We start from the raw sequence: 26349 nt of genomic DNA on the forward strand, positions 1-26349 counted from the left end.
CCCATCTTCGCGACTGCTTTATCGTCGCTAAGGTGGGAATTCGAGCGGAGCTCGATCCACGATGCCTGTCAATCTTTAGTGAGAATGAGGGAGTAGAAGAAACTAGAAGTTGAAGGCCAGCCCAGCCTGAATCATCCGCGGAGTCTGCGCCAGGAACAGTGTCCGTCCATCCTGTGAGAGAACCGGCCTGTATCCCTGCTCCAGCAGGTTGGTGATATCGACCGTGGCTTCGAGGCCGTTCGGAAGAATCGAGCCACAGCGAATCGGCTGACGGACGAAAAAGCTCAGATAAGCCTGATCGCTGAATGCGGCAAAGGAGTTGACTGCGGTCACCAGTGTCTCCGGCTGCCAACGATACGACGCCCGAACCTGGGTTCCGCTGTGGATCACGCGCCCCTTCAATGCGACCGTGGCCGATTGCCCCGCCTTCGGCTTCAGCTCCGCCGACACTGAGCTAAGATGCATGGGCTGCTTATCGGCAGGGGCTGCCAACGCATTGCCGGTGCTGTATTCCACTGCCACCCACAGGCCCGGGGTAATCGGCTCCGTCATCAGTAGATTCACACCCTGCGACCGGTACCCCGCACCCAGCATCCGAAAGGAATCCGTCGCGGTATCGGCAAGAATGCCATTCGCCGTCGAGCCCGGAACTGCCGCGGCCAGATCCTCTACCGCCAACTCACCGCCGCCCGCCAGCCTTACCCTCTGCAGATTGTCCTTGTAATAGGAGACCTGCACCATTCCGCGACCAGCCTTATGCCCCAGTGAGAGCTCCTGGTGCACACCACTCTCGGTTCGCATCCGGCCCTGCTCCATCACGCCGACCGGGAGCTCCAGCTCCACAGTATCGAGTCCGTTGAATGACTGTAGATCGCGCGAAGTAGCCATGCGGTATCCTGCGTTCCACTTGGACGTCGGATGCGCCGTAATCTTTAGGAAGGGACGCGAGGCCATCGCATAGCCTGCGCCGCGCAGGACATACACGGTTCCACCCAGTTCCATGTCAACCGAATCGCCGAGCGTGGTCTTCTGGGAAGAGGCCATCTGGATCGCCTCAAGCCCTTTCGTCCCTCCGGTCCCGATCATCTCCGGATGAGACTGGTAGCTCGTAACCAGCCGGGCCGCGCCGGAAAACCCCAGCCTTCGTTGGTATCCAGCCTGCAGCGTGGTCGAAGGGGCACGTAGATACGGGCCCATCTGTGCTCCCAGATCCGCTCGTACCTCTACATTCGAGCCGTCCGGCATCGAGCGATCGATCTGCAGGATATGGTGGACGCCACCCGCTCCGAAGCCGCCGTCTCCCGAGGACACGCCCACGCGAGCCTTGTCGGCCGGCTTTGCGCGTTCGGCAGCGCTCGACGACATCATCACCACATCGCCGTCTTCGTCGAAGACCCTCAGAATTGGCTTGTTCGCCACCGACCGCAGAGTCCAGGTCCAGTCATCCTTCGGCTCGTCCGCCTTGCGCCGCTCAGCTGGAAGCCACGCCGCCGCATCGAAGATCGCGTTCATCGTCAGATTCACGATCGCTCGAGTTCCGGGTGTCAACTGCAGGTTGGCTCGCATGGCAGGGACGAAGAGAGCCGCCGAGGCGCGAACTTCATATTTTCCAGGAAGGAGATTTGCAATCAGGTAACGGCCGTGAAGATCCGTAAACGCCGTTCCCATCAGGGCCGAATTGGCGCCAACGACCTGCACCAAAGCCCCCATCTGCACCACGCCCTGTGTGTCGCGCACCACGCCAGAGACAGCAGCTGGCGTAGCTGCCCATCCACGCAGGGATACGGTCAGCATGATCACTGCCAGCATCGCGATCTTCACTTGGGTACGTTCCACAGTCTTGGCACCTGGGCGTCGACCACTGCTCCAAATAACGGCGTCCGCAAAAATAGGGGAATCGCCTGAAGAGGTAGTGCCAAAGACCGATTACGCCAGATGAAATCCACGCAACCGTGTCGTTTCCAGCACACACACCCGAAAGTCAAACCCAAAGTGAATCAATCCACAACAAACGGCGCAGACTCTGCGATCTGCTGCTTGGAAATTCCATCATCAACCTTGATCGTGATCTTATACTTCCCTGGCTCAAGGCTCTCCAACGGCATCGACCTTTCCAGTGTCACCTGGTCCGAATTCGGATTGGTCTTTGAAGTCAGCTCCTCGGTATTCAGAAGGACCTGATTCGTTGCCGTGTTCATAATCTCGTACTCGATCTTGGCTCCATTATGCTTGCTCTTCTCGTCGATTCCGAGGTTATACACCTGCATCCAGAAGTTCAAGTTCTGGTTTCGGTGGAAGGTCACCGGCTGCGTCCCTCCCGAAGAGACCCTGGGACGGATTCGAGTATTGCCGATCACAAAGTTTCCGTCACCGATTTCCTTCGATGGAACCCGCTCCATCTGGTCGGCGAGAATGAGCGACGAAGCCGCCAGCCGGTCGTCATCGTACTTTGGAGCATTGACGCTGCGCTGCCACCGTCCGATGTGATCCGGATTATTCACGTCCTTGATCACGATATCGACCTTGTATAGCCCCGGACGCAGCGGAATCGACTTCCAGTAAACCGAAGCATTGTTCTGCGTACGACCCAGCAGCTCGCTCGGAACCTGGACGGTCACCGTCTCCTCGAAGGACTGGATGATCCGGTGATTCAGATTCGTAACCCGGCCCAGAATATTCACCGTTCCTGTCGCAACCCCATCCTTGTTCTGGAAAGTGATGTCCTTATTGCGAATCTGGAGCGTGATCGGTACCAGGATCGTGTCGCTGGTCACCTTTACATAATCCGTGCGGACGTCGAACAGGAAAGGAGGCCCGGTGAGAATTTTCGAGCTCACCATATACGCTTCCAAATCCTTGAACTTGATCTCGGGAGCCGCCATCAATTTGGCGTAGGTATTAAGACGATCGAACTGCTTGCTCTGGTTCATCGTCGACATCGGCCCGGTTCCCAGCTGTTCCAGTCCTCCACCGGAGAACCGGTCGGCCTTCGAAGCCTGCCCCATCTGCTCGTACATCGTCGCACCGGCCCCCGGCACGTACTTCAACGCGTCTTTCTCAGAGCGGTCAATCGTCATGTGGTAATCACCGCACATGCACGTGTCCACAAATTCGATGTCGATGTTGTCGCCGACGCCCTGCAGATAGCGGTAGTGCCACGTCTCGAACGGATAGGTCGACGTGCTTCCGCCACCCTCTTCCATCGGCCGCTGGTAGTTGCCGCCGCTCGGGTGCGAATCGATCGAGTCCGGCTTGCCGAACGAAATATAGATGTGTCCGCGATCCGTCTTCCAGCCCGGCTTGCCCGCCGCGAAGTGCTCGTTGGCATAGGCGATTCTGCGGTAGTGTTCGTCGCGATACTCGTTGTCCGGGGAATCGGGATTCGGATTGCGGCGCAGCCAGAACTGCTCGATGAAGCTGTCACGCTCCTCATCGTTGCTCAGGTGCTTGAATGCCTGCATCTCCTGGTCGGTGATGATCCAGCGAACGTCCTCATCCAGCCACTTCTTGTAGACGCCCTTCAACTCCTGCCTCAGCGCCCTTTGTTGCGCGAACTTCTCCTTGTCGCTGGGCTGGCGCTTCAATGGATCAGGCTTTTCCTCGACGGGAGTTCCCTGCTTCACGTCATCCTGCGCACTCTGCGCCCGTGCCGGCAAAGTCCACGATCCAGCCAGAGCAAGAGAGAGAAAGGCCGTACTGCAGACCAAGTGCCGCGAGGTTTTCATAGTGCTGGGAACGCTCCTGATACCAACCTGTATTGTAGAGCGGTTTACACCCCCGTTACAAGCTGTGGAACCACTCTTTGGACCCTGATATCATCGGGCCCACATAAGACATTTCTGGTTGGACGTTCCCAATGGCATTCCGGCTCAATTCTCAATCCGGCAAGCTACAAAAAAAGCACCCGGAAAGCCGGGAACGAGATGGGTCCGAGTCGCGTATCTGCAGATAGAACACCAAATCCAAAGCGCCACCCCGGTCGACCGGAGAAACGCAGAGAAAGCACGATGAGCCTCAAAAAAATTGTCTTGATCGCGGTTGCCGTCTTGGTCTTTGCAGGAATCGTCATCGGCAGCATCCTGCACAACCAGGGCGCCGTCACTAAGGTGGCCACCGGCCACGCCGTCCGCCAGGACCTCGTCTCCATCGTCAATGGCACCGGCCAGATCAAGCCCAAAACCTATGTTAACGTCGGAGCCACCGCCTTCGGACGCATCACCCACCTCTATGTCAAAGAAGGTGATCGCGTAAAGGCCGGCCAGCTCGTCGCCACGGTCGAAAGCGAACAGCCCGCCTCCGCCGTCCAGGCGCAGAACGCCACCATCGCCGCCTCCAGAACCGACGTCGAGTCCTACGCCGCCGCCGAGCGCACCGCAGAAGCCAACGTCGTCCAGGCCAAGGCCGACCTCGAGCAGAAGCGCTTCGACTACGACCGCGCTAAGGCCCTCTACGAGGCCAAGCTGATCGCCAAACAGGACTACGACGCCAAAAAAGCCGCCTTCGACGTCTCCGAAGCGACCCTGCAACAGCGCCAGGCCGCCGTCGCCCAGGCCAAAGCTCAGACCGCATCCGCTCACGGCCACGTCGACCAGGCTGTCGCCACCCTGCGCGGCAGCAACTACTCCCTCGGCCTCACCCAGAGTCGCGCCCCCTTCGACGCCCTCGTCACGAACGTTCCCGTCCGCGAGGGCGAGACCGTCGTCCTCGGCATCCAGAACGCCGAAGGCTCCACCCTGATGACCCTCGCCGATATGTCCGTCATTACCGCGGAAGTCAAGGTCGACGAGACCGACATCGTCAACGTCGCCCTCGGCCAGCCCGCCGACGTCACCATCGACGCCCTCCCTGGCCGCATCTTCAAAGGCAAAGTGACCCAGGTTGGAGACCAGGCCCTGCTCCGCACCACCGGCATCGCCACCAGCCAGAGCACCACCGGGACCGAGGAGGCTAAGGACTTCAAGGTCGTCGTCACCCTGGAAGTTCCCTCCGAAGAGCTGCGTCCCGGCCTCTCCGCCACCGCCAAGATCACGACCGCGCATCGTTCTGATGCCCTCACCATCCCCATTCAGGCGCTGGTCCAACGCAATCCGGCCACCGAGAAGGCTCTCGAGCAGAACAGCGGCAAGACTCCCGGAGCCGCGGGCGTGGCTGCCAGCACGACTCCTCCCCCGGGCAAGGCCCAGAACGTACAGGGCGTCTATATCCTTCGCAACGATCGCAAAAAATTGCGCGTCATCTTCGTCCCCGTTACCACTGGAGTCACCGGTGCTACCGAGATTGAGGTGCTCAATGGCCTGAAGCAGGGGGATGAAATCGTTACCGGGCGCTACAAAATTCTTCGCGCCCTCAAGAGCGGGACCATCGTCAAACGGGATAACACACCCGAGACCGCGACGGAAAAGTCCTGACCTGCTCAACGGCCCCGGAACCTAAACCCGCAGCATGCTGTCAACGGAACCATAAGGTCTCCGCAGACGTATTGCTTTGAGAAACGTACTATTCTAGTTAGGACAGTCGTAACACCGGAGAACCGGATGGCTATCGAAACCGCAGTCGAAACTACCATCAGTAACGCCGCCGGTCCCCGTCCTGGGGACGTCATCGTCACCGACAATCTCTGGAAGACCTACGAGATGGGCGATCAGGAGGTCCACGCGCTCCGCGGCGTCAATCTCCGCATCCGCCACAACGAGTACGTCGCCATCATGGGTCCTTCAGGCTCCGGCAAATCCACCCTGATGAACCTCATCGGATGCCTCGATTCCCCATCGCAGGGCAAGTACTGGCTCAACGGACACGACGTCTCCGAGCTCAGCGACGACGAGCTCGCCCGCATCCGCAATAAGGAGATCGGCTTCGTCTTCCAGACCTTCAACCTGCTCGCCCGCGCCACCTCGCTCCACAATGTAGAGCTCCCTCTCATCTACAACGGCACCCCTGCTCATGAGCGCGAACAGCGCGCCAAAGCCGCCCTCGAGAGCGTCAACCTTAGCTCCCGCATGATGCACAAGCCCAACGAGCTCTCCGGAGGCCAGCGGCAGCGTGTCGCCATCGCCCGCGCCCTCGTCAATCACCCCTCCATCATCCTCGCCGACGAACCCACCGGAAACCTCGACTCCAAAACCGGCGACGAGATCATGGCCCTCTTTGATGAGCTTCACGCCAAAGGCAATACCATCATCGTCGTTACCCACGAGCCCGATATCGCAGAGTTTGCCCACCGCATCATCACCATCCGCGACGGTGTCATCGCCGGCGACCAGGCCTCCGGCAGAGTCCGGAGCTAAGCGGTACGGGCCTATCTGTAACCAATAGAGCACATACGCCAATCCACAGGGCTTGCACCCGGTTCTAGGCCTTCAGCCGTCTAAAATGGAACTATGGCTATCCCCTCCGGTCGCCTGCGCGCGGCCGCTGTTGGACTCGTTGTCTTTTTTCTCTGCTGCCAGCTCTCTTACGCTCAGGCAGCCGCACGTTTTGATCTCACCGGCCCGCGCATCGACGTCCGCGTTACCCGGGGAGACAAGACCCTCCCTATCGCCGCAGTCCCCAACCTGAAAGCGGGCGACAAGCTGTGGCTCTTTGCGGATCTTCCCCGCACCCAGTCTGTCCATTACCTGCTGGTGGCGGTCTTCCTTCGCGGAACCACCAATCCACCCCCCGAGAAGTGGTTCTTCAAAATCGAGACCTGGAACAAGAAGGTCCGCGAAGAAGGCGCAACCATCACTGTTCCCGACGACGCCCAGCAGGCCATCCTCTTCCTCGCACCTGAGACAGGCGGCGACTTCGCCACCCTTCGCTCAGCCGTTCAGGGCCGTCCCGGCATCTTCGTCCGAGCCTCCCAGGATCTCTCCGAAGCCGGATTCGAACAGGCCCGCATCGAAAAATATCTCGCCGCCATCAAAACTGTTCCTGCGGGAGACCCCAAGGCGCTTCAGGAACACTCCACCCTTCTGGCCCGCACCCTCAACCTCAAGCCCAATCAGGATTGCTTCAACAAGCCCGTCGACCAGCAGTACACCTGCCTCACCCAGACCGGAACCCAGACACTGCTCGACGACGGCCATGGGCAGACCGTGGCCTCCATGCTCACCAACGGTTCCAGTTCAGATTTCATTACAGCCGCCTCCGCCACATCCATGGCAGGCGGCGGGCTCTATAGTGCATATGTCGGCGCCATCGTGGATCTGGTGCGCCTCACCAGTAACCTCCACACCGCGCAGTACCAGTACATCCCCGCCATTGCCTTTCCCCAGGCCGAAGCGCTCAACCTTCGTCTTAACGCCGCACCTTCCTTTCACAATCCCAAATCCGTCATCGTCATCGGTCTTCCCTCCATCCAGACTGCCGTTCCTCCACCACTCCGGGCCTCCGATCCCAAACACGTTACCTGCCTGCTTCAGCCCGGCGTTACTCTTCCCGTGGAAGGGGCCCCGCTGGTCTTCTCCACAAGCTTCGCTCACGACCTCGTTCTGCACGTGAATGGCGGCGTCTCCCGCTCCGATATTCCTCTGACGGCCGACTCCTTCAAGGGCGGCCTCGTCCTCAGCTCCGAACCGGAGCGCAAGCCGCTACCCATGTCCCCCGAGGAGGAGAAGCCCTCGAAGAAGAAAACCGATGAGACCAAAACTCAGGCCACCGGTCCCAAACAACCCACCGATCCCGGTGCCCCAAACACTCCAGTGACTGGAACCATCACCGGCTTCTGGGGATTCGACCCTTTTACTGGTCCAACTCTTCCCCTTCAGGACATTCCCGGTACGGGCTGGAAACTGGCAACCGACTCCGTCCTGATCGCCGGACGCGATAACCACCTCACCCTCAGCTCCACCGGTACCGCATGCATCGATTCCATCACCTTCGAGCGCGGAACCGGAAGACAGGCCGAAGCTCAGTGGAAGCACTCCGATAAGCCAACTGTCGTCGACGTTACTCTCTCGCTGAAATCAATCGACCCCGGCAACATCCATCTGGATGTCCACCAGTACGGTGGGGCCCAGACCGCGGCTGTTACCGCCCAAACCTTCTCCGAGCCGGCCCAGCTGGATGGTTTAACCCTTCACGCAGGGGACACTGCGGCGATCCTGACCGGAACCAGCCTCAGTCAGGTCCGTCAGCTGGTGATGAACGACCTGACCTTCACTCCTCTGGCAGAACCAACCGCGGTGACACCGCAGACCGGCTCCAACCAGCACACCCAGAATCTCACTCTCTCGCTCCCTGAGTCCGCTCAGGCCCCCAACGTTCACCCCGGCGATCACCTGACGGCTCACGTCTCCCTGCGCGACGGACGCACCTTGAGCCTTCCTGTCACCGTAGATGCTGCAAGACCGTCCGTCACCCTGCTGAATAAAACCATCTCGCAGCCCTCGTCCCCGTTCATCCATCTGGCGAACCCCGATGACCTTCCCGTCACCGAGAAGCTCACCTTTTCTCTCCATTCTTCCTCTCCATTTCCCCGTGACGGTCAGATCGAAATTGCCAGCGCGGACGAGAGCCTGCACACGAATATGACCGTCTCTTCCGGTCTTGTGCTCCAGAACTCCCATACGCTCTTGGGAACCTTTAATCCCCTCAAGACCTTCGGAACCTCCGCCTTTGGACCCATTCGTCTGCGCCCTGTCGCGCACGACGGAACGCCAGGCGACTGGATTCCCCTCGCAACCCTGGTTCGGCTTCCCGCGTTTCAGGATCTCCACTGCCCCAGTGATCCCTCGGCTCCTTGCAACCTCAACGGCTCCGACCTCTATCTCGTGGAATCCGTCGCACCCGATCCGGGTTTTGCGAATCCGGTACAGGTTCCCGAAGGCTTCGTCGGCAACACCCTTTCGGTCCCGCGTCCTCCGCGATCAGGTTTTTATCTGAAGCTTCGTGACGAACCGGACTCGGCCAACCTGGTCAACATGCCGGTCCAGATCCAACGCGGTCTTCCGGCCCCGCAACCTGCCGCAGTGGCCCCGCCACCAGCCCCGGCTCCGGCCGAATCCCCCGAACCCGCTCACCCCGATCCCGCAGCAGCAAGTCCGGCGCCGAACCCCCAACCGGATCACCAGGCGCACTAGCCGTAAGACTGCCCTCCTGGTGATCCATCAGCGCTCGTCACACCTTTCCTTCCTTCCCTTCTCTTCCCGTCTCCGTCATCCTCTTTCCCGTCCCCGTCATTCTGAGCGGAACTCCCGCCCCGTCATTCCCGTCCCGATCATTCTGCGCGGAGTCGAAGAATCCCTGTCCGACCCACGTCATTCTGAGTAGAGTCGAAGAATTCCCGTCCCACCCACGTCATTCTGAGCGGAGCGCAGCGGAGTCGAAGAATCCCTGTATTAACAATGCCCGTACCGCCACACCCTCCAAGAAGTCAAGTCATCCATTTAGCTAAGCCTCATAAAATCAATAAGTTTAGGGCCAAATTTATCTGCCAATCAGTTACGTGCAATCCGCTAAACTGGTTACACAAAAGGAAATCCCCGGCCTGTACGCCGGGGATTTCTTTTTTAAAGTTGAATCTGACTATGGAGGTCCGGACCTATCTTCAATAGATTGAATACTTTGAACAAAAAGTAGGGGGGGTTACCCCTTCACTCTCACGGAGTTCAGCCGCTCTCGAACCTTGCTGTGCTTCACGCTGTAGGTGAAATACACCACCAGCCCAATGATCAGCCAGACGATCAACCGGGCCCAGTTCAGCCAGCCCAGCTTGATCATCATGTAACCGTTGAAGATGATTCCCATCACCGGCACAAACGGAACCCAGGGTGTACGGAAGGGCCTCTCCTTGTCCGGTTCGGTCCTGCGTAGCACCATGATCGCGATGCAGACGATGACGAAGGCCAGCAGCGTGCCGATATTCACCATCTTGCCGATGTCATCGATCGGAGTCACCGCCCCAACCAAGCCAGCCAGCGTTCCCACGAGGAAGGTATTGCGGAAGGGTGTACGAAACCGGGGATGCACCTCTGCGAAGAACTTCCTCGGCAGCAAACCATCGCTCGCCATCGCATAAAGAACGCGCGTCTGTCCCAGCAGCATCACCAGCATCACCGAGGTGAGCCCGGCCAGCGCGCCGACGACGATGATGTCGCTCGCCCACGTCAGGCCGCGGTCCAGAAACGCCCGCGCAATCGGAGCCTCGATATTCACCGACTGCCAGGGAACCATACCCGTCAGCACCGCCGCGACACCGATGTACAACACCGTGCAGACCACCAGCGAAGCGATCATTCCAATCGGAAGATCGCGCTGTGGGTTCTTCGCCTCCTGCGCCGTGGTCGAGACCGCGTCGAATCCGATATACGCGAAGAAGATATATGCCGCGCCGGCGCCGATGCCGCTTAGACCGTAGGGTGCGAACGAGTGCCAGTTGCCGCCCCAGTTGCCGGGATGCACATACTTCGCGCCTAGGCCGAGTACAAACAGGACAACCGCCACCTTCACCACGACGATCGCCGAATTGAACTTGGCCGATTCTTTAATGCCGATCGCAAGGATGGTCGTGATAATCAACGCGATCAACAGAGCCGGAAGATTGATCCCGATCTCGTGGCCAAACAGCACCGGCGCTCCGAGCAGGGCATGCGCTCGAGCCGCCATATCGGCCGTCGGCTGAGCTACCAGGTCGGCCATCTGCTTGATGTAGTCCTGCGAGCCTGGAATAAGCGAGGAGTAATTGGTCGACATCACCTGCCGCGCCACCTGCTCCATCGCCTTTCTGAGGCCGGTCCAGTGATCGTAGGCAAGCCAGAGCGGAAAGTTGATGTGAAACACGTCCAGCAGCTCGACGAAGTTGTTCGACCAGCCCGAGCTCACTGTGCTCGCGCCCATCGCGTACTCGAGCGTCAGATCCCAGCCGATGATCCACGCGATCAACTCGCCCAGGGTCGCGTAGGCGTAGGTATAAGCCGATCCTGCCAGCGGGATCATCGCCGCAAACTCCGCGTAGCAGAGCCCTGCAAAGGCGCATCCCAGCCCGCTCAGCACAAACGAGAGCATCAGCCCGGGACCGGCATAATGAGCGCCAAGACCGGCGAGAACAAAGATTCCCGCGCCGATCACGGCTCCCACACCGAGCGCTGTCAGCTGGAACGGGCCCAGGGCGCGCTCCAGCGTATGCTCGCCCTCGGCATGAGCCTCGGCCATCAGGACATCCATCGACTTCTTCGCAAACAGCATCGACATAATCGTTCTTCGGTTCTCCTTCTTTACGTCCCGGTCGTTCTCAACTCAGCGGCCTCGGCATCCACTCGAGCGCTTTGCCGCCTCCATACCAGATACACCGGAACACCAAGCAGAACGATGATCAAACCCGGCCAGGTATATTGAGGTTTGTAACGCAATAGTACAAGACAAATCCACGCCGCCATGACGATATAAAGCCCCGGCAGCACGGGATACCCGAAGGCCCGGTATGGTCGTGGCGCGTCCGGACGGGTCCGCCGCAGAACAAACAGACCCACAATCGTAAGGATATAGAAGATCAGAACCGCGAAGATCACATAGTCAAGCAGCTGCCCGTAGCTGCCCGAAAGGCAGAGCAGGCACGTCCAGAAGCACTGCACCCAGAGCGAATTCACCGGCGTCTTCGACTTCTCGCTCAGCTTGCCCACCGACTTGAAGAACAGGCCATCCCTGCTCATCGCATAGTAAACGCGAGCTCCAGCCAGCAGCATCCCGTTCGCGCAGCCAAAGGTGGAGATCAAAATCGCCGCTGCCATCAGCTTCGCACCGTAGCCGGCGAAGGCACGCTCCATCACCGCCGTTGCCACGCGATCTTCGGTCGCAAACTGGATTCCCCGCCCCGTGATCGTCGCCGCGTGCGGGTCGCCCACCAGCGGAAGCACGCTTATGAAGACGAAGTTGCAGAGCACATACAGCAGCAGAACCACTCCCGTTCCGACCGCCAGCGAGAGCGGAAGATTGCGCTTCGGGTTGCGTATCTCGCCTGCCGTAAAGGTCACATTGTTCCACGCATCGGCGCTAAACAGCGACCCCACCTGTACGATCGCGAGAATCGTCAAAACTCCGACATACTCGCTTCCTCCCAGCTGCGAGGCGTGTAGTGAATGCCATCCCGCGCCCGCCCAGAAGTTCCTCCAGCCTTCTCCGAAGTTGGCCGCAATCGCCGCCGAATCCCGAAGAACCAAACCCACCAGAACCACGGCTGCCAAAGCCAGGACCTTCGCCGAGGTAAACAGGTTTTGTACTGCAGCGCCCATCTTCACGCCCCGGGTGTTGAGAAAGGTCAGCAGCACGATGATGATGATGGCGGCAAGGTTGGCGGTGTTCAGTCCCAGATCCATATTGCCCAACACCATCGGCCCCACATGCCACGAGGGGACATGCCCGATATGCCAGAGCCAATGGCTGGTATTGACTGCCGGGAAGAAGACCCCCAGGAACTTACCGAAGGCTACTCCTACAGCCGCAATCGTTCCCGTCTGGATGACCAAGAACAAGGTCCACCCATAAAGGAATCCCCACAACGGACCCAGCGCCTCGCGCAGATAGACGTACTGTCCTCCAGCCTTCGGCATCATAGCGGCAAGTTCGCCGTAGCTCAGTGCGCCGATGATGGTCATCAGCGCCGTCACCAGCCATGCCGCAATCAAAAGCGCCGGCGACCCCAGAAGTCGGGACATATCCGCCGGCACGATGAAGATGCCCGATCCAATCATCGAGCCCATCACGATGGCCGTGGCCGAAAACAGGCCCATCCCCTGCACAAACTGCGGTTGCGGCGCGGAGGTTCCTTCAGGTTGCTTCTCAGAAATCTTCACGTTGCAGTCTGTTCTATCCCAAATGACGAAGAAAGTCTTGTCAAACTCTTGTCACGCCTTGCGCTAGGTCCGCATCAATGTCACTGCGAAGAAGCGGAACCGCTCCGGAGCCCAGAACGGCGAGGGCCATTCGAGCACCGATTTTTTCATGTATTCGCGTTCGGTTACCTTGTCTCCTGCTGCACGAGCCGTCAGACAGGCCTTGAAAGCCTGGTAGCTGATGATCCTGCGTCGCCACAACGAGCGGCGCAGCCCCGTCATATCGGCCAGCAGCGTATCGTCGAGCATCTTCATGAAGTCGTTGTACATGTGATCGGCATTTCCGCTTAACCCCCCGGGGGCGGAACGATAGTCCGTTAATGGCTCCGGGCACACGCAGAAAGGGCCCTTCGTAATCAGGCGAAACCACAGGTTCCAGTCTTCACTGCCAAGCTGGCGCTCGTTGAATCCGCCATCCAGCTCTTGCAGCATCGATCTTCGCAGAAGAACGGAAGAGGGCGGCACTCCAGGATTGCACCAGCGCAGGGTCGGCCACAGAGTGGTGTGATCCACCGGCTTCAGATCGATGAGATGCTCGCCCTGATCGCTCATTACACGAAGGCCGGTATAGTTCCCTACTGCCTTGGGATTCTCTCGGAGTACCTTCATCTGCGTGGCGATCTTTTCCGGCTCCCACCAGTCATCGGCATCGAGAAAGGCGATGAATTCTCCGGTTGCGATCCGCAGCCCCGCGTTTCTGGCCTTCGCTGGGCCGCCATTCTGCTGGCGCAGCAGCGTCAGCTGGTCCCGATACTCGGTTTCCAGGATCTTACAGGTCGCGTCTTTCGATCCGTCGTCCACTACGAGGATCTGGGTCACGGGAAAGGTCTGCTTCAGGATGCTGTCGACTGCCCGGCGAATGAATCTCTCCCCGTTGTAGACCGGGACGACTACCGTGACCGTCCCTTCGACCGCCTGCTCCGTATTGAAGCCCATCGTTCCTGCTCCCCATATTGATTCCGCTTCAGTCGAAGCATAGCAAACCGCCTTTGCAACACTACGATTGGGCGGGAGGCATGGAGGCGAAAAACTCCTTCGCAGCCACACCAGTGCCTGATGACTGAAGAAGAGCTCCAATCACTGCTATGGAGTCGGCTCCAGCGTCTATCACGCTGGCCGCGTTTTCGAGCGTGATCCCTCCAATCGCAACCAGAGGCCTAGTTGTAAGCGCACGTGCTCGCCGCACACCTTCCAGTCCAACGACTGGCTCTGCATTTCGTTTGGTTGCCGTGGCGAAGACGGGGCCGATTGCGATGTAATCTGCGCCAGCAGCATCAGCTGCCGCCACCTGCTGCTCCGTATGAGTCGAGCAGCCTACAAGGGCAGGCTGTAACAACGCCATGCGCGCCGCGGCAATCGCCGCATCGCTCTGTCCAACATGGACAGCATTCCAACCCGCCAAGTGCGCCAGCCGAGGCGAGTCATTCATCACCAGGGTAGCTTCGCTTCCCCGAAAGATCTCCGTGATGATCTCCGCATTGCGGAGAATCGCCTCTTCGCTTCCAAGCTTGTCGCGATACTGCAGCAACATTACGCCCGCATCGCGCAGGGCTTCTACAAAGCCGGATAGCTCGATGCGTCTGCTCGCCAGCATCTCCGCATCGACGATGGCATAGAGACGAGGAAATCGCACGGAGATCAGCCCTGCTCTTCCTTCTGCCGCTCCAGAAAACGCTCCATGAACTTCGTATCGAACTTGCCAGCGCGAAACTCTGCATCGGCGAAGATGCGTTGGTGGAGCGGAATGGTCGTATGGATTCCCTGCACCACGAACTGGCTCAGAGCGCGCTGCATCTTGTTCATCGCCTCTTCGCGGTCTTTACCATGACAGATCAGCTTTGCGATCATCGAGTCGTAGTAAGGCGGCACGACTCCTTCGGCATATTGCGCGGTATCGACGCGAACGCCGTTGCCTCCGGGAACATTGAACGCCGTAATCTTGCCGGCGCTTGGCGTGAATTTCTCCGGATGCTCCGCGTTGATGCGGCATTCGATGGCATGGCCGCGAATCTCGACGGGGCCCGGCACGATCGAATTCAGTTTCTCTCCCGCGGCAATTCTAAGCTGAGCTTTCACCAGGTCTATGCCGGTGACCATCTCGGTCACGCAATGCTCCACCTGAATTCGGGTGTTCATCTCAATGAAGTAGATCTTGCCGTCCTCGTCCATCAGGAACTCGATGGTTCCGGCGTTCCAGTAGCCGATATTCTCGAGCGAACGCTTGATGGTCTTGCCAAGCTCTTCGCGCAGCTTCGGCGTTATCTGCAGGCTCGGAGCCTCTTCGATCAGCTTCTGGTGGCGGCGCTGAATGGAGCATTCGCGCTCGCCCAGGCTCATCACATTACCGTGTTCGTCGGCGAGCACCTGAAATTCGATGTGGCGTGGGCGCTCGATGAACTTCTCCATGTAGAGGTCGCCGTTGCCAAAGGCGTTGGCCGCTTCAGTCGAAGCCTGGTTGTAGAGACCGGGTAGTTCCTCCGGGTTGCGGCAGATACGCATGCCTCGGCCGCCTCCACCTGCCACCGCCTTCAGGATAACCGGGTAGCCGACGCTCTTTGCCCACTCTAGAGCCTCGCCCTCGCTCGCAATGACGCCGTCCGAGCCGGGAAGGATCGGAACCTTTGCCTTCTTCATCGTCTGCCGCGCCGTGGACTTCTCGCCCATCATGCGTGTGACTTCCGGCGGAGGCCCGATGAACTTGATGTTCGAGGCCCGGCACACCTCAGCGAAGTTGGCGTTCTCGCTCAGAAGGCCGTAACCAGGATGAATCGCATCGACGTCCGTAATCTCCGCCGCCGAGATCACTGCCGGAACATTCAGATAACTCTCCGCTGAGCGAGGCGGCCCGATGCAGATGGCCTCATCGGCGAACTTCACATGCAGCGAGTTCCTGTCGGCCTCGCTGTACACCGCAACCGTGCGGATGCCGAGTTCCTTGCACGCGCTAATCACACGCAGTGCGATCTCCCCACGATTTGCAATCAATACCTTCCGAAACATAAATCCAGATGCCTTCCGTTGGGCTCCATCTCGTTATAAGCCGTCTGCACTTTCGTGAACCTGAACCTGCAGGCTGACTCTACCGCGGCCGAATCTCAAACAGCGGTTGGCCATACTCCACCGGCTGCCCACTGCTGGCGATCCTTCGGATCACCTCACCGGCCATATCGGACTCGATCTCGTTCATCAGCTTCATCGCCTCGACGATGCAAAGCACCTGGCCTACCTCGACCTGGTCTCCTACCTGCACGAACGACGGCGCGCCTGGAGCAGGCGATTCATAGAACGTTCCTACGATGGGCGACTTCACCTCATGCAACTTCTCCGTCGTATCTGCAGCAGAAGAGGTAGCTGCGCCGGAGCCGGCCGCGGGGACCGGAGCAACCGGCGCTCCCGAAGCGGGAGCCGAAGCTACGAGACGACTCAATTGTGCAAGGTCGATACCGCCGGAGGCCGCTGCCGGGGCGGGTTCGCCCGCGAACTTGATCCGCACCTTCAAATCCGCCTGTTCCATGTCGAACTCGGCGATTTCGTTCGCCTTCAGAAATTCGACCAGTTCGCGAAGCTCCTGCAACTTTGTTCCGTCCATCATCTCTCCTGTGCCTGTTCACGGCACTCTCGTTGTTTACAGCTCGATCCAGGCTTTCACGCTCGGCGTCAAAACTTCGTGTCCTCCAGCCGTCACCAGAACCATATCTTCAATCCTGAGACCGAATCGGCCTGGCATGTACACTCCCGGTTCAATTGTGATCACCATTCCGGCTTCCAACGTCTGCGTCTGCTTCGCCGCCAGTCTCGGCCCCTCATGAATCTCCAGTCCAACTCCATGTCCGGTCGAGTGGGTGAAAAACTTGTCCAGCCCAACCCTCCGCAGTACGCTCCGCGCCGCCTCGTCCACATGGCCCGCAGTAACTCCCGGGGCAACCGCCGATATCGCGGCCTCCTGCGCTTCCAGAACCGCATCATACACGTCTCGCTCTTCTTGCCGCGCCTTTCCAAGGTGCACGGTGCGAGTCATATCGCTCATATAGCCGTCCAGAACCACGCCAAAGTCCATGCTTACAAAGCCTCGCTTCGGCAGTTTCGCAGTACTGGCTCTCCCATGGGGAAGCGCGCTGCGCTCGCCGCTGGCAACAATTGTCTCGAAGGACATCGCCTCGGCCCCGGCCTTTCGCGCCGCATGCTCGAGCTTGGACGCAACCTCGATCTCCGTCAGACCCGGCCGCATGTAATCCAGCATTCGATCGAACAGTTTGCAACCGAGGTTCGCCGACGCGCGTATCTTTTCAATCTCATCCGCATCCTTCACCTGGCGCAGCTTCGCGACCAGGGGATCGACGGCAACAAACATTCTCGGGCGCAGCTTCGCGGGAACAGCCTTGCGCAGCAATTCCAGCGTTGCCACCGTCGTCTGGGTTGCATCGAAGCCGCATCGCTTCACCTTTGTCTCAACCATCCACTCACAGGCTGCGGCAAGCGCCGGCTTGGCGGCTATCACGACTCGTGTCCCGACGGCCTCGGCCTTCGCCTGAGCGATATACCGCCCATCGGTAAATAAAACGGCCTTCCCGCCTGCCAGCACCAGAGCCGCATTCGACCCCGTGAAACCCGACAGATAGCGTACGTCCGGCAGATGGGTCACCAGAAGACCATCGACCCCGGCCGCCTTCGCGGCGCGAGCAGCCGCTGTCTTTCGCGTCTTTAAATTCATCCTTTTGATTCTACTCAATCAAACGTGATTGCAGCGTGTGTCTCACGGCCATGAACCGTTATCATGAACTATGCCCGTTCAACCAGGTGATCCTTCGTCGTCACTCTTGTCACGTCGCAAATTCATCATGGGATCCGGCGTTGCCGCCGCCGGACTGGCGCTCTACTCCGGTGAGGTCGCTCGCCACGAGATCGATGTGGTCAACACCACCATCCGTGTTGCCAATCTTTCGCCTGCCTTCCACGGCTTCCGCATCCTGCAGATCTCCGACATCCACCTCGACGAGTTCACCGAACCCTTTTTTCTGGAATACGTTGTTCATCGCATCAACGCGCTGGCACCTGACCTTGTCCTTGTGACCGGTGATTTCGTCACCCGCGGCGCGCTAACCTTCATCGACAGCCGGCATGCGGCCTATCGTTGCGCCGAGATCCTGAGCACTCTGAAGTGTCCCCAGGTTTATACCGTCCTTGGCAATCACGATGTGGGCGTCAGCGCTCCACTCGTCATCGGCGCACTCCGGTCGGCGAAGATACCCGTCATGATTAATGAGCACGTTCCCATCGAACGCGGGGGCTCGCGTATCTGGCTCTGCGGCACAGACGATGCGGGAACACGCCATCCGGACCTCGACCTCACCATCCCCGAAAAACCGGATGGCCCGGTCATTCTTATGGTTCACGAACCCGACTATGCCGATGTCGTCGTCAAGCATCCAAAGGGGAAGTTCGTCGACCTGATGCTCTCCGGCCATTCCCATGGCGGCCAGGTTCGCCTTCCCTTCTACGGCCCGCTGATCCTGCCGCCCATGGGGCAGAAGTATGTGATGGGCCACTTCCAGCTCGGCCCTATGCAGCTTTATGTGAATCGCGGCCTCGGAGCCGTCGGACTTCCCTTCCGCTTCGACTGCCCGCCCGAACTCACAATGCTGACGCTGCAGCCGGCATAAGGGCCCCTCTATCTCTTCCGACGAAAGCATGTCGGGGCATGGTCGTCTACAACACCCGTGGCTTGTAACCATGCGTAGACGATGACCGGCCCAACAAATTTGAATCCGCGCTTCTTCAGCGCCTTCGACATCTCTTCTGAGAACTCCGTCTTTGCTGGCACTTTTCCGGTGGTATTTCGAATGGGTTTGCCTCCGGCCATTCCCCAGACAAACTTCGAGAAGTCCTCGCCCTCATCGCGCATCTTCAGATACGCCTTCGCCCCTCCAATCGTCGCCTCGATCTTCGCACGGGAGCGGATGATGCCCGGGTTTTCCAGCAGACGCTTCACGTCAGCTTCCTTCATCCGCGCCACCTTCTCAGGGTCGAAGCTGTAGAAGGCCTTGCGGAACGCATCGCGCTTGCGCAGGACTGTCAGCCAGGACAGCCCCGCCTGAAAGCCATCCAGCATCAGCTTCTCCCAGAGAGCGCGGCTATCATGCTCCGGGACGCCCCACTCCTCGTCGTGATACACCTGCATCAAGGGGTCGCTTTGCGCCCAACTGCAACGAACAATCTCTTTCATGGAAGCATTGGATTCCTGGACGACCGTGTAGGCGTCAGGAAATTCGTCAGGGTCTAGCGTGCCCGGCCAACGGGTTTTTTCTGTTTGGGGGCGACTTCGACTGGAGTCTGTAGCTTCACGCCGCTCTTCTCATCCATCCACGCATCCAGAAGCGTCTTCTTAAACCGCCAGCGGTTGCCAAGCTTGAACGCAGGAATGAATCCCTCCGACGCGTAGCGATACAGGGTGTCTCCGCTGATGCCGAGATACTCCGACGCCTGCCGGATGTCCATCACTTCGCGCGGTGCCATCTGTACCTGTGCCATCGGGAAAAGCCTCCCTGATTCCTGAATGAACGGGCGAAAAACCGGAAAGAGCCCGGCAAACCCGGCACACTCTTTGTATCCCCTTTTCTCCGCCCATTCAATCTATTTTTCAGCTATTGCCAGCAAGTTGCTGATAACTAATCACTAAACAGCTCCAACCGGCGGCTGCAGACTCTTCATCACATCCAGAAGATCCTGGCCGACTGTGCGGGTCTTTGCAATCGCATCCGCCAGAGGAATATCGGAGATCTGCGTCCCCTTCAGAACGACCAGCCTGCCGAACTTGCCGGCATGAACCAGGTCGATTGCTGCCACGCCATAGCGCGTCGCCAGCATCCGGTCGTAAGCCGTCGGGGTTCCCCCACGCTGCGTATGCCCCAGGTTCACGCTGCGAGTCTCGTACTTGGTGCGCTTCTCGATCTCTTCTGCCAGTGCCTGACCTATACCGCTCAGCCGCACATGTCCGAATGAATCCACCGAAGCCCCATGCGTAGCCTGCCCACTCTCAGGAAACTGCGCTCCCTCCGCGGCCACCACAATCGAAAATTTCTTCCCATGATCGTGCCGGTACTTCAACAGGCGGCATACCTCTTCGATATCGATCGGAACCTCCGGTACCAGGATCGCGTCTGCCCCACCTGCGATCCCTGAGGTAATCGCGATCCAACCTGCATCGCGTCCCATGACCTCAACCACCAGGACGCGATTGTGCGCCTCCGCGGTCGAGTGCAGCCGGTCCACGGCTTCCGTGGCAATGCTCACCGCCGTGTCAAAGCCGAAGCAGGCATCGGTACCGCTCAGGTCATTGTCGATCGTCTTGGGAACCCCCACGCACTTCACTCCGCGTTCGCTCAGCGCCAGGGAGATGGACTGCGTATCGTCGCCGCCCAACGCAATCAAGGCGTCCAGCTTGTTCTTCTGAATGACCTCCACGCACTTCTCGAATCCGCCGGGAATCTTGTTCACGTTGGTCCGCGATGAGCGCAGAATCGTGCCACCCTTGTGCAGAATCCCCGATGTGGTCTGGAGCGTCAGCGGCATGGTTACGTCGTCCAGCACGCCGCGCCAGCCCTCCATGAAGCCTACAAATTCATCCCCATGGTGAAGAATTCCCTTTCTCACCGCCGCACGGATCACGGCATTCAGTCCTGGGCAATCTCCACCACCGGTTAACATTCCAACGCGCATCGAATCTCCTTTTTTACGACGGCAGAATCATATCGCAGCTTTCATCGCCACCATTCCGACCGAACCGACTCTCCACTGGCAACTTCCGTCGGAAGCCCGGGCTCAGGAACCCACAGTGGAATACCCTTTCTGTCGGCGATCTCGCAGATCTGCTGAATAGGCTGCCGCCATCCATGCAACGCCAGATCGAACAATCCCCAGTGAATCGGCATGAGCAGCCCCTTGCCGCCTAACGCCTCGAAGGCGAGGACTGCGCCTTCCGGGCCAAGGTGGATGTCCTTCCACAAATCGTTGTAGGCACCGATTTCGAGCATGGTGATGTCGAAGGGCCCATAAGCTTTGCCAATCTCCTCAAAACCGGACCACCATCCCGAGTCCGCCCCGTAGTACACGTTATGCTTTGGACCCTTCAGCGCAAACGATGACCATAACGTTCCGAAACGGTTGAACATGCTGCGCCCGGAAAAATGTCTCGACGGAAGAGCTGTGATCTCCAGTGACGCATCGCCGATGCTCTGGGTCCAGTCAAGCTCCGTGATCCGCCGGCATTTTACGCCGTATTCCTCCAGGATCTCGCCTACGCCAAGGGACGTCACCCACTCGGTATCGCGCATCGTTGGCAGGACGGCCAGCTTCCTGATCGTCGACTCTCCCAAATGGTCATAGTGATCGTGCGAGACCACCACCACGTCCAGTCGTGGCATGTCCTTTAACTCAAGAGGAGCGGGAAAGAATCTCTTCGGCCCTGCCCAACGCAGGGGTGAAGCTCGCTCATCCCATACCGGGTCCAAAAGCACTCGCATGCCGTCGATCTCGACCAGGGTCGAGGAGTGCCCCATCCAGGTGAGCCGCAGTCCGCTTGCGGGTGGCGTGGCATAGAGACTTGCATCTGTTCGGAAGGGACCCAGCGGCTTCCGCGGAGACTTCTCTTCCTTATTGGCCAAATAAAGAGGAAGCGCCTTGCGCAACGTCTCCCATCCGCCAACGGATGTCGGCAAAGGATTCAGAAACCGCCTCTGCTCGAACACGGCCCTTCGAAGCAGCTTCTTTGCCTGCTCCGCCTCTGCTGACTCCATCTTCCACCTCCGCGATCACGGCAGATAATAGAACGGATTCGGTAGCTTCACACTCGTCTCGCCCCGAGCCTGCCCGTCCAGATCGCTCCACTGGTCGCCCATGTTCAATACGATGCGGTACCCCGCGTCGACGATCTTCTGTCGCTCCTGCCCCTTATACTCCACCGTCGCCATCTGCTTCTGCGGTCCAGTCCGGAGCGCCAGTCCCTTCCAACCATGAAAGCCAGAGAGTTCCAGGTTTTTTGCCGTCGCTTCCCGCAGGTCATCCGATCGGCCCGTGATGAAGAACACATCCAGCTCCGCTGCACGCGCCTTATTGAAGAGTTCGACCGTCCCTGGAATCGGAACCGCTGACTCCGACGACATCATCCAGCGATTCATCTGCGCGATGAGGAACCCATAGTCCTCGCGGCGCATCTCGCAGAAATTCGACATCGATGTCTCATCGATATCGAGCACAACGGCCAGTTTCTCACCTGCCTTCTTCTGCGCGATCGCCCGTTCCAGCACGGCCTCAGCCCGCTTCGTCTGCGCATCCAGATCGGCCCAGTAACATCCTCCGCCTCCCACGCACTCCGCATAGTCGGCAAGGCGGTATCGCTCAACGCCGAAGTTTCCGATCGGCTCCGCCGAGACGAGCACCGTCGGGTCGGCGGCGGCCTGCTCTGCCGTCTGCTGGATCTGCTCAGACGACGGCCTTTTCGTCGGGCTCGCCGGCCTTCCACCCGGATCGACCGGGCAACTCGGGGGACCGATCTGCGACGTAGGCGCTGCTGTCTGGCTTATCCCCACGGCTCCCGATAGAACCGCAATCCCAAGCAACCGAAAGATTCCGTTCATCGATCCTCCTGCAGTTTCATTGCAAATCCTGGCTGTAGCTAGGTCCGATGCTAAACCACGCCGATCACTCTCCGTAGAGAGCACATTCAGGACTGCGAACCTCCTGCGATCCGGTTTTCGCACAGGAATTCATCCCATGGGTGACGGTTGTGGTCTTTGGCGATTATCTTAGATACGGGTTAGTTTTCCCACGGGTCAGTATGATCGTGGAGAGATGGGGATATAAGGACCGCTTATGACGACAAAGCTTGAGACTCCCGCACAGGTTGACTTTGCTGCCGAGGTATCGGAGTGGATTGAAGCCTTCGACGAAGTGGTGGCCAGTGACTGGGAACAGGGCGCCGAGCTGCTGGAGCAGCTGCGTACCCGCGCTCGCGAAGCCGGGGTTCCTGTTGCCAGCGAACTGACTACCCCCTATCTGAACACCATTCCCAAGCACGACGAGATCCCCTACCCTGGCGACCGTAAGCTCGAGCGCAGGATCGAGGCGTTGATCCGCTGGAACGCCATGGCAATGGTCCATGGCCAGAACAAGAAGGATCCCGGCATCGGCGGCCACATCTCGACTTACTCTTCGCTGGCAACGCTATTGGAAGTGGGCTTCAACCACTTTTTCCACGCCAAGTATCCAAGCGCATCGGGCGCAGGCGAGCTTCCCGGCGACTTCATCTACTTCCAGGGTCATGCTTCTCCGGGCGTCTATGCACGCGCGTACGTCGAAGGCCGATTCGACGACAAGCGTCTCAAGAACTTCCGCCACGAGCTCCGCGGCGAACCCGGCCTTTCGAGCTATCCTCACCCCTGGTTGATGCCGGACTTCTGGCGCTTCCCAACGGTTTCGATGGGAATCGGTCCGCTTAATGCGATCTACCAGGCACGATTCATGCGCTATCTCGAGAATCGTGGGCTGATCGAGAAGACCGAGCGCAAAGTGTGGGCCTTCGTCGGTGACGGCGAGACGGACGAAGTCGACACGCTGGGAGCGATCTCGCTCGGCCCGCGCGAGAAGCTCGACAACCTGATCTTCGTGGTGAACTGCAACCTGCAGCGGCTCGACGGCCCGGTACGCGGCAACAAGCGCATCATCGACGAGCTCGAGGGCATGTTCCGCGGCGCAGGATGGAACGTCATCAAGGTGGTGTGGGGTTCGGACTGGGACGAGCTGTTCGAGCGCGATCACCAGGGCCTGCTGCTGAAGCGCATGGAAGAGTGCGTAGACGGCGACTATCAGGCCTTCAAGGCCAAGGGCGGAGCCTACCTGCGCAAGGAGTTCTTCGGCAAGTACCCGGAGCTGCTTAAGCTCGTGGAAGACAAGACGGATGAGGACCTGGCTCGGCTGCATCGAGGCGGCCATGATCCGCACAAGATCTACAACGCCTACAAGCGGGCTCTCGATCACAAGGGCGGACCGACCGTCATTCTGGCGAAGACGGTCAAGGGCTACGGACTTGGCTCGACCGAAGCACGCAATGCGTCGCATCAGGAGAAGAAACTTACCGACGAGTCGATGAAGTATTTCATCGAGCGGTTCGAGATTCCGGTAACCGAGGCTGCGGCCAAGGAAGGAGCCTTCTTCCGTCCGGAAGAATCTGCCCCTGAGATCAAGTACCTGCACGAGCGACGTCAGGCGCTGGGCGGATATCTGCCGAAGCGCGAGGTCCCGAAAATCGACTTCAAGACGCCTGCACTTGAAACCCTGAAGGAGTGGACGGGCGGCTCGAACAACCGCGCTGTCTCGACGACGATGGGCTTTGTCAGCCTGCTCCGGCATTTGCTGAAGGATCCGGTGATCGGAAAGCTGGTGGTTCCGATTGTGCCGGATGAAGGCCGCACCTTCGGCCTGGAGTCGGCGATCCGGCAGGTCGGCATCTACGCGCCGGAGGGACAGAAGTACGTTCCGCACGACTCCGACATGCTGCTGAGCTACCGCGAGGAGAAGGAAGGTCAGATCCTCGAGGAGGGCATCACCGAGGCGGGATCGATGGCTTCATTCACCGCGGCGGGCACGGCGTATGCGAACTATAAAGTTCCGACGATTCCCTTCTACATGTACTACTCGATGTTCGGCTTCCAGCGCATCGGCGACATGGCGTGGGCCTTTGCAGACTCGCGGGGCAAGGGCTTCCTGATGGGAGGAACCGCCGGACGCACCACGATGCTGGGAGAAGGCCTGCAGCATCAGGACGGCCATAGCATCGTCCTCGCAAGCACAGTGCCGACTTGCCTGACCTATGACTCCGCCTACGTCTATGAGCTGGCTGTCATCATTCAGGATGGCCTGCGACGCATGTACGAAAAGGGCGAGGACGTCTTCTACTACCTCACCATGTACAACGAGGACTACGCGATGCCTGCTATGCCTGAAGGCGTCACGGAAGGCATTCTGCGCGGCTTGTACAAGCTGAAGCCGGCTGCGAAAGGTGAGGCTGCGGCACAGCTCTTCGGCAGCGGACCCATCCTGAACGAGGTACTGAAGGCCCAGGAGATTCTGGCTACCAAATACAACGTGCAGGCCGATGTTTGGAGCGTGACCAGCTATACCGAGCTTCGGCGTGATGCGCTTGCAGTGGAGCGATGGAACCGGCTGCATCCAGCGGAGGCCTTGAAGAAGAGCTATCTCGAGACGATCCTCGAAGGCACCAAGGGCCCCATCATCGCGGCAAGCGATTACATGAAGACGGTTCCAGACATGCTTTCGCCGTGGCTGCCGACGCGCCTGGTTGCGCTGGGAACCGACGGCTTCGGACGCAGCGACAACCGCGAGTATCTGCGGCGTCACTTCGAGGTCAATGCGGAATCGATCGTTGGCGCGACGCTGTCGAGACTGGCGCGCGACGGCAAGATCAAGCCGAAGGTAGCACAGAAAGCTCTCACCGAGCTTGGACTGGATACCGAGGCAATCGATCCGGCTAAGGCATAATCAATCAACGGAGCAGCTGGAAACGAGAGGGTTCCCCCGGGGACCCTCTCGGTGTATTGCAAGGAGAACGGGAGAACGATGACGGCAAAGAGTGCGGGAGAAGCGGGCGAGAATCCGCTGGTGCCAAATGCGAAGCTGCGGCTGATGTATTCGAAGATGCTTGAGGCGCGAATGCTGGAAGAGTCCGTCGCAAAGCGCGTGGCCAACAAGGGAAAGAAAAAACGTACTGCTGCGATTCGGGGGCAGGAGGCAGTGCGGGTGAGCACGACGATTGACCTGACGCAGGATGATCTGGTCAGTGACGCCGCGCCTACGGCCGGGATGGGACTGCTGCTTGGCGGAGACCCCGCGCTCCTTCTGCGCGAGCTTACCCGTGCAAAGGCAGAATGGAATAAGGTGCTGCTCGAGGCAGGAGTAAGCCAGATGCTGCCTGGCACAAGCGATGAAGAAGAACGGCTACGTCTTGCGGTAGGCGCGGCACTCGCCCTGAAGACGCAGGGACGTCGTGGCATCGTGGTTGCATACGCACGCAAGGGTGAGATGGCGCCTTCGGCGTGGCGCAGAGTTCTGGCGCCCGCTCAAAAACTCGACCTTCCGATCGTCTTCGTCGTGCTTGCTCGGGGGCCACAAAAGAAGGGGACGGAACTGACGGAGGTCTGCAAATCCGCACGCGCTGTTGGTGTCCCGGCCATTCCGGTGGACTCCTGCGATGCGGTCGCGCTCTACCGTGTCACGCAGGAATCGCTCGGCAGAACCCGCAGCGGCGACGGCCCTGTCCTGATCGAATCGGTGAGCTGGCGGATAAAAGGCAACCGCGACAGCGTGGACGATCCTTTGGATCATCTGAAGGAATCTCTGCTGGCACGCAAAATCTGCACCGACACCTGGTTTGAACAGCTTGCAAAGACAACGCGCGGACTGCTTTTGCGACCTTCTGCCGCATCGAAGAAAGCATAGCTTCTCAAAGAAACAAGTCGCCCGCCACCCC

Annotated in this window: 20 protein-coding genes; 6 read left to right on the plus strand and 14 right to left on the minus strand. The window is 59.2% G+C overall.

Annotated features, from left to right (window positions below; all coding sequences use genetic code 11):
• Window positions 1–102: 102 nt before the first annotated feature.
• Window positions 103–1836, minus strand: coding sequence for a carboxypeptidase-like regulatory domain-containing protein (locus tag AC5S26_RS12495; RefSeq protein ID WP_494185220.1), 1734 nt, complete (start codon window positions 1834–1836; stop codon window positions 103–105).
• A gap of 161 nt (window positions 1837–1997) precedes the next feature.
• A complete protein-coding gene (locus AC5S26_RS12500) occupies window positions 1998–3725 on the minus strand; it encodes a GWxTD domain-containing protein (protein ID WP_494185221.1) in 1728 nt (575 codons plus the stop codon).
• Window positions 3726–4007: 282 nt separating this feature from the next.
• Between AC5S26_RS12500 and AC5S26_RS12505 the strand changes: the two genes are divergently transcribed.
• The 3 genes from AC5S26_RS12505 (at window position 4008) to AC5S26_RS12515 (ending at window position 9062) form a co-directional block, all read left to right on the plus strand.
• Window positions 4008–5408, plus strand: coding sequence for an efflux RND transporter periplasmic adaptor subunit (locus AC5S26_RS12505; RefSeq protein WP_494185222.1), 1401 nt, complete (start codon window positions 4008–4010; stop codon window positions 5406–5408).
• Window positions 5409–5534: 126 nt separating this feature from the next.
• Window positions 5535–6287, plus strand: coding sequence for an ABC transporter ATP-binding protein (locus AC5S26_RS12510; RefSeq protein WP_494185223.1), 753 nt, complete (start codon window positions 5535–5537; stop codon window positions 6285–6287).
• Window positions 6288–6380: 93 nt separating this feature from the next.
• Window positions 6381–9062: a hypothetical protein gene (locus AC5S26_RS12515; RefSeq protein WP_494185224.1), complete on the plus strand. Its 2682-nt coding sequence runs from the start codon at window positions 6381–6383 to the stop codon at window positions 9060–9062.
• Between the two features lie 505 nt (window positions 9063–9567).
• Here the strand turns inward: AC5S26_RS12515 and AC5S26_RS12520 are convergent.
• From AC5S26_RS12520 to AC5S26_RS12550, 7 genes are all read right to left on the minus strand, one after another.
• Window positions 9568–11172 (minus strand): amino acid permease, encoded by a 1605-nt coding sequence (locus tag AC5S26_RS12520; RefSeq protein WP_494185225.1) that lies wholly within the window; start codon window positions 11170–11172, stop codon window positions 9568–9570.
• A 23-nt stretch (window positions 11173–11195) separates the two neighbouring features.
• Complete coding sequence (locus tag AC5S26_RS12525) at window positions 11196–12707, minus strand: APC family permease (RefSeq protein ID WP_494185418.1); 1512 nt, start codon at window positions 12705–12707, stop codon at window positions 11196–11198.
• Window positions 12708–12833: 126 nt separating this feature from the next.
• Window positions 12834–13745: a glycosyltransferase family 2 protein gene (locus AC5S26_RS12530; protein WP_494185226.1), complete on the minus strand. Its 912-nt coding sequence runs from the start codon at window positions 13743–13745 to the stop codon at window positions 12834–12836.
• Between the two features lie 61 nt (window positions 13746–13806).
• Window positions 13807–14442 carry a thiamine phosphate synthase gene (thiE, locus tag AC5S26_RS12535; protein ID WP_494185227.1) on the minus strand — a complete coding sequence of 212 codons (636 nt, stop codon included), beginning with the start codon at window positions 14440–14442 and terminating at the stop codon, window positions 13807–13809.
• A 5-nt stretch (window positions 14443–14447) separates the two neighbouring features.
• Window positions 14448–15809, minus strand: a complete 1362-nt coding sequence (gene accC / locus AC5S26_RS12540) for an acetyl-CoA carboxylase biotin carboxylase subunit (RefSeq protein WP_494185228.1) — start codon at window positions 15807–15809, stop codon at window positions 14448–14450.
• A 79-nt stretch (window positions 15810–15888) separates the two neighbouring features.
• Entirely contained in the window at window positions 15889–16401 is a 513-nt protein-coding gene (accB, locus tag AC5S26_RS12545; RefSeq protein ID WP_494185229.1) for an acetyl-CoA carboxylase biotin carboxyl carrier protein, read from the minus strand.
• 33 nt (window positions 16402–16434) lie between these two features.
• A complete protein-coding gene (locus tag AC5S26_RS12550) occupies window positions 16435–17520 on the minus strand; it encodes a M24 family metallopeptidase (RefSeq protein ID WP_494185230.1) in 1086 nt (361 codons plus the stop codon).
• A 127-nt stretch (window positions 17521–17647) separates the two neighbouring features.
• On the opposite strand from AC5S26_RS12550, the gene AC5S26_RS12555 reads away from it, so the two are divergent.
• Window positions 17648–18469 carry a metallophosphoesterase gene (locus AC5S26_RS12555; protein WP_494185231.1) on the plus strand — a complete coding sequence of 274 codons (822 nt, stop codon included), beginning with the start codon at window positions 17648–17650 and terminating at the stop codon, window positions 18467–18469.
• Window positions 18470–18477: 8 nt separating this feature from the next.
• Here the strand turns inward: AC5S26_RS12555 and AC5S26_RS12560 are convergent, their stop codons facing one another.
• The 5 genes from AC5S26_RS12560 to AC5S26_RS12580 all read right to left on the minus strand — a co-directional run bounded on the left by AC5S26_RS12560 (window position 18478) and on the right by AC5S26_RS12580 (window position 22441).
• A complete protein-coding gene (locus AC5S26_RS12560) occupies window positions 18478–19032 on the minus strand; it encodes a DNA-3-methyladenine glycosylase I (protein ID WP_494185232.1) in 555 nt (184 codons plus the stop codon).
• Window positions 19033–19085: 53 nt separating this feature from the next.
• Window positions 19086–19337, minus strand: coding sequence for a helix-turn-helix domain-containing protein (locus tag AC5S26_RS12565; RefSeq protein ID WP_494185233.1), 252 nt, complete (start codon window positions 19335–19337; stop codon window positions 19086–19088).
• 144 nt (window positions 19338–19481) lie between these two features.
• Window positions 19482–20525 (minus strand): 6-phosphofructokinase, encoded by a 1044-nt coding sequence (locus AC5S26_RS12570; protein WP_494185234.1) that lies wholly within the window; start codon window positions 20523–20525, stop codon window positions 19482–19484.
• A gap of 41 nt (window positions 20526–20566) precedes the next feature.
• Window positions 20567–21601, minus strand: coding sequence for an MBL fold metallo-hydrolase (locus tag AC5S26_RS12575; protein WP_494185235.1), 1035 nt, complete (start codon window positions 21599–21601; stop codon window positions 20567–20569).
• A gap of 15 nt (window positions 21602–21616) precedes the next feature.
• Complete coding sequence (locus AC5S26_RS12580) at window positions 21617–22441, minus strand: HAD family acid phosphatase (RefSeq protein WP_494185236.1); 825 nt, start codon at window positions 22439–22441, stop codon at window positions 21617–21619.
• Window positions 22442–22676: 235 nt separating this feature from the next.
• On the opposite strand from AC5S26_RS12580, the gene aceE reads away from it, so the two are divergent.
• Together aceE and AC5S26_RS12590 are read left to right on the plus strand one after the other, a co-directional pair.
• Window positions 22677–25361: a pyruvate dehydrogenase (acetyl-transferring), homodimeric type gene (aceE, locus tag AC5S26_RS12585; protein ID WP_494185237.1), complete on the plus strand. Its 2685-nt coding sequence runs from the start codon at window positions 22677–22679 to the stop codon at window positions 25359–25361.
• Window positions 25362–25439: 78 nt separating this feature from the next.
• Window positions 25440–26318: a thiamine pyrophosphate-dependent enzyme gene (locus AC5S26_RS12590; RefSeq protein WP_494185238.1), complete on the plus strand. Its 879-nt coding sequence runs from the start codon at window positions 25440–25442 to the stop codon at window positions 26316–26318.
• Window positions 26319–26349: the final 31 nt, after the last annotated feature.

It is taken from the genome of Edaphobacter sp. FHG110511_03 (genome assembly GCF_059115365.1).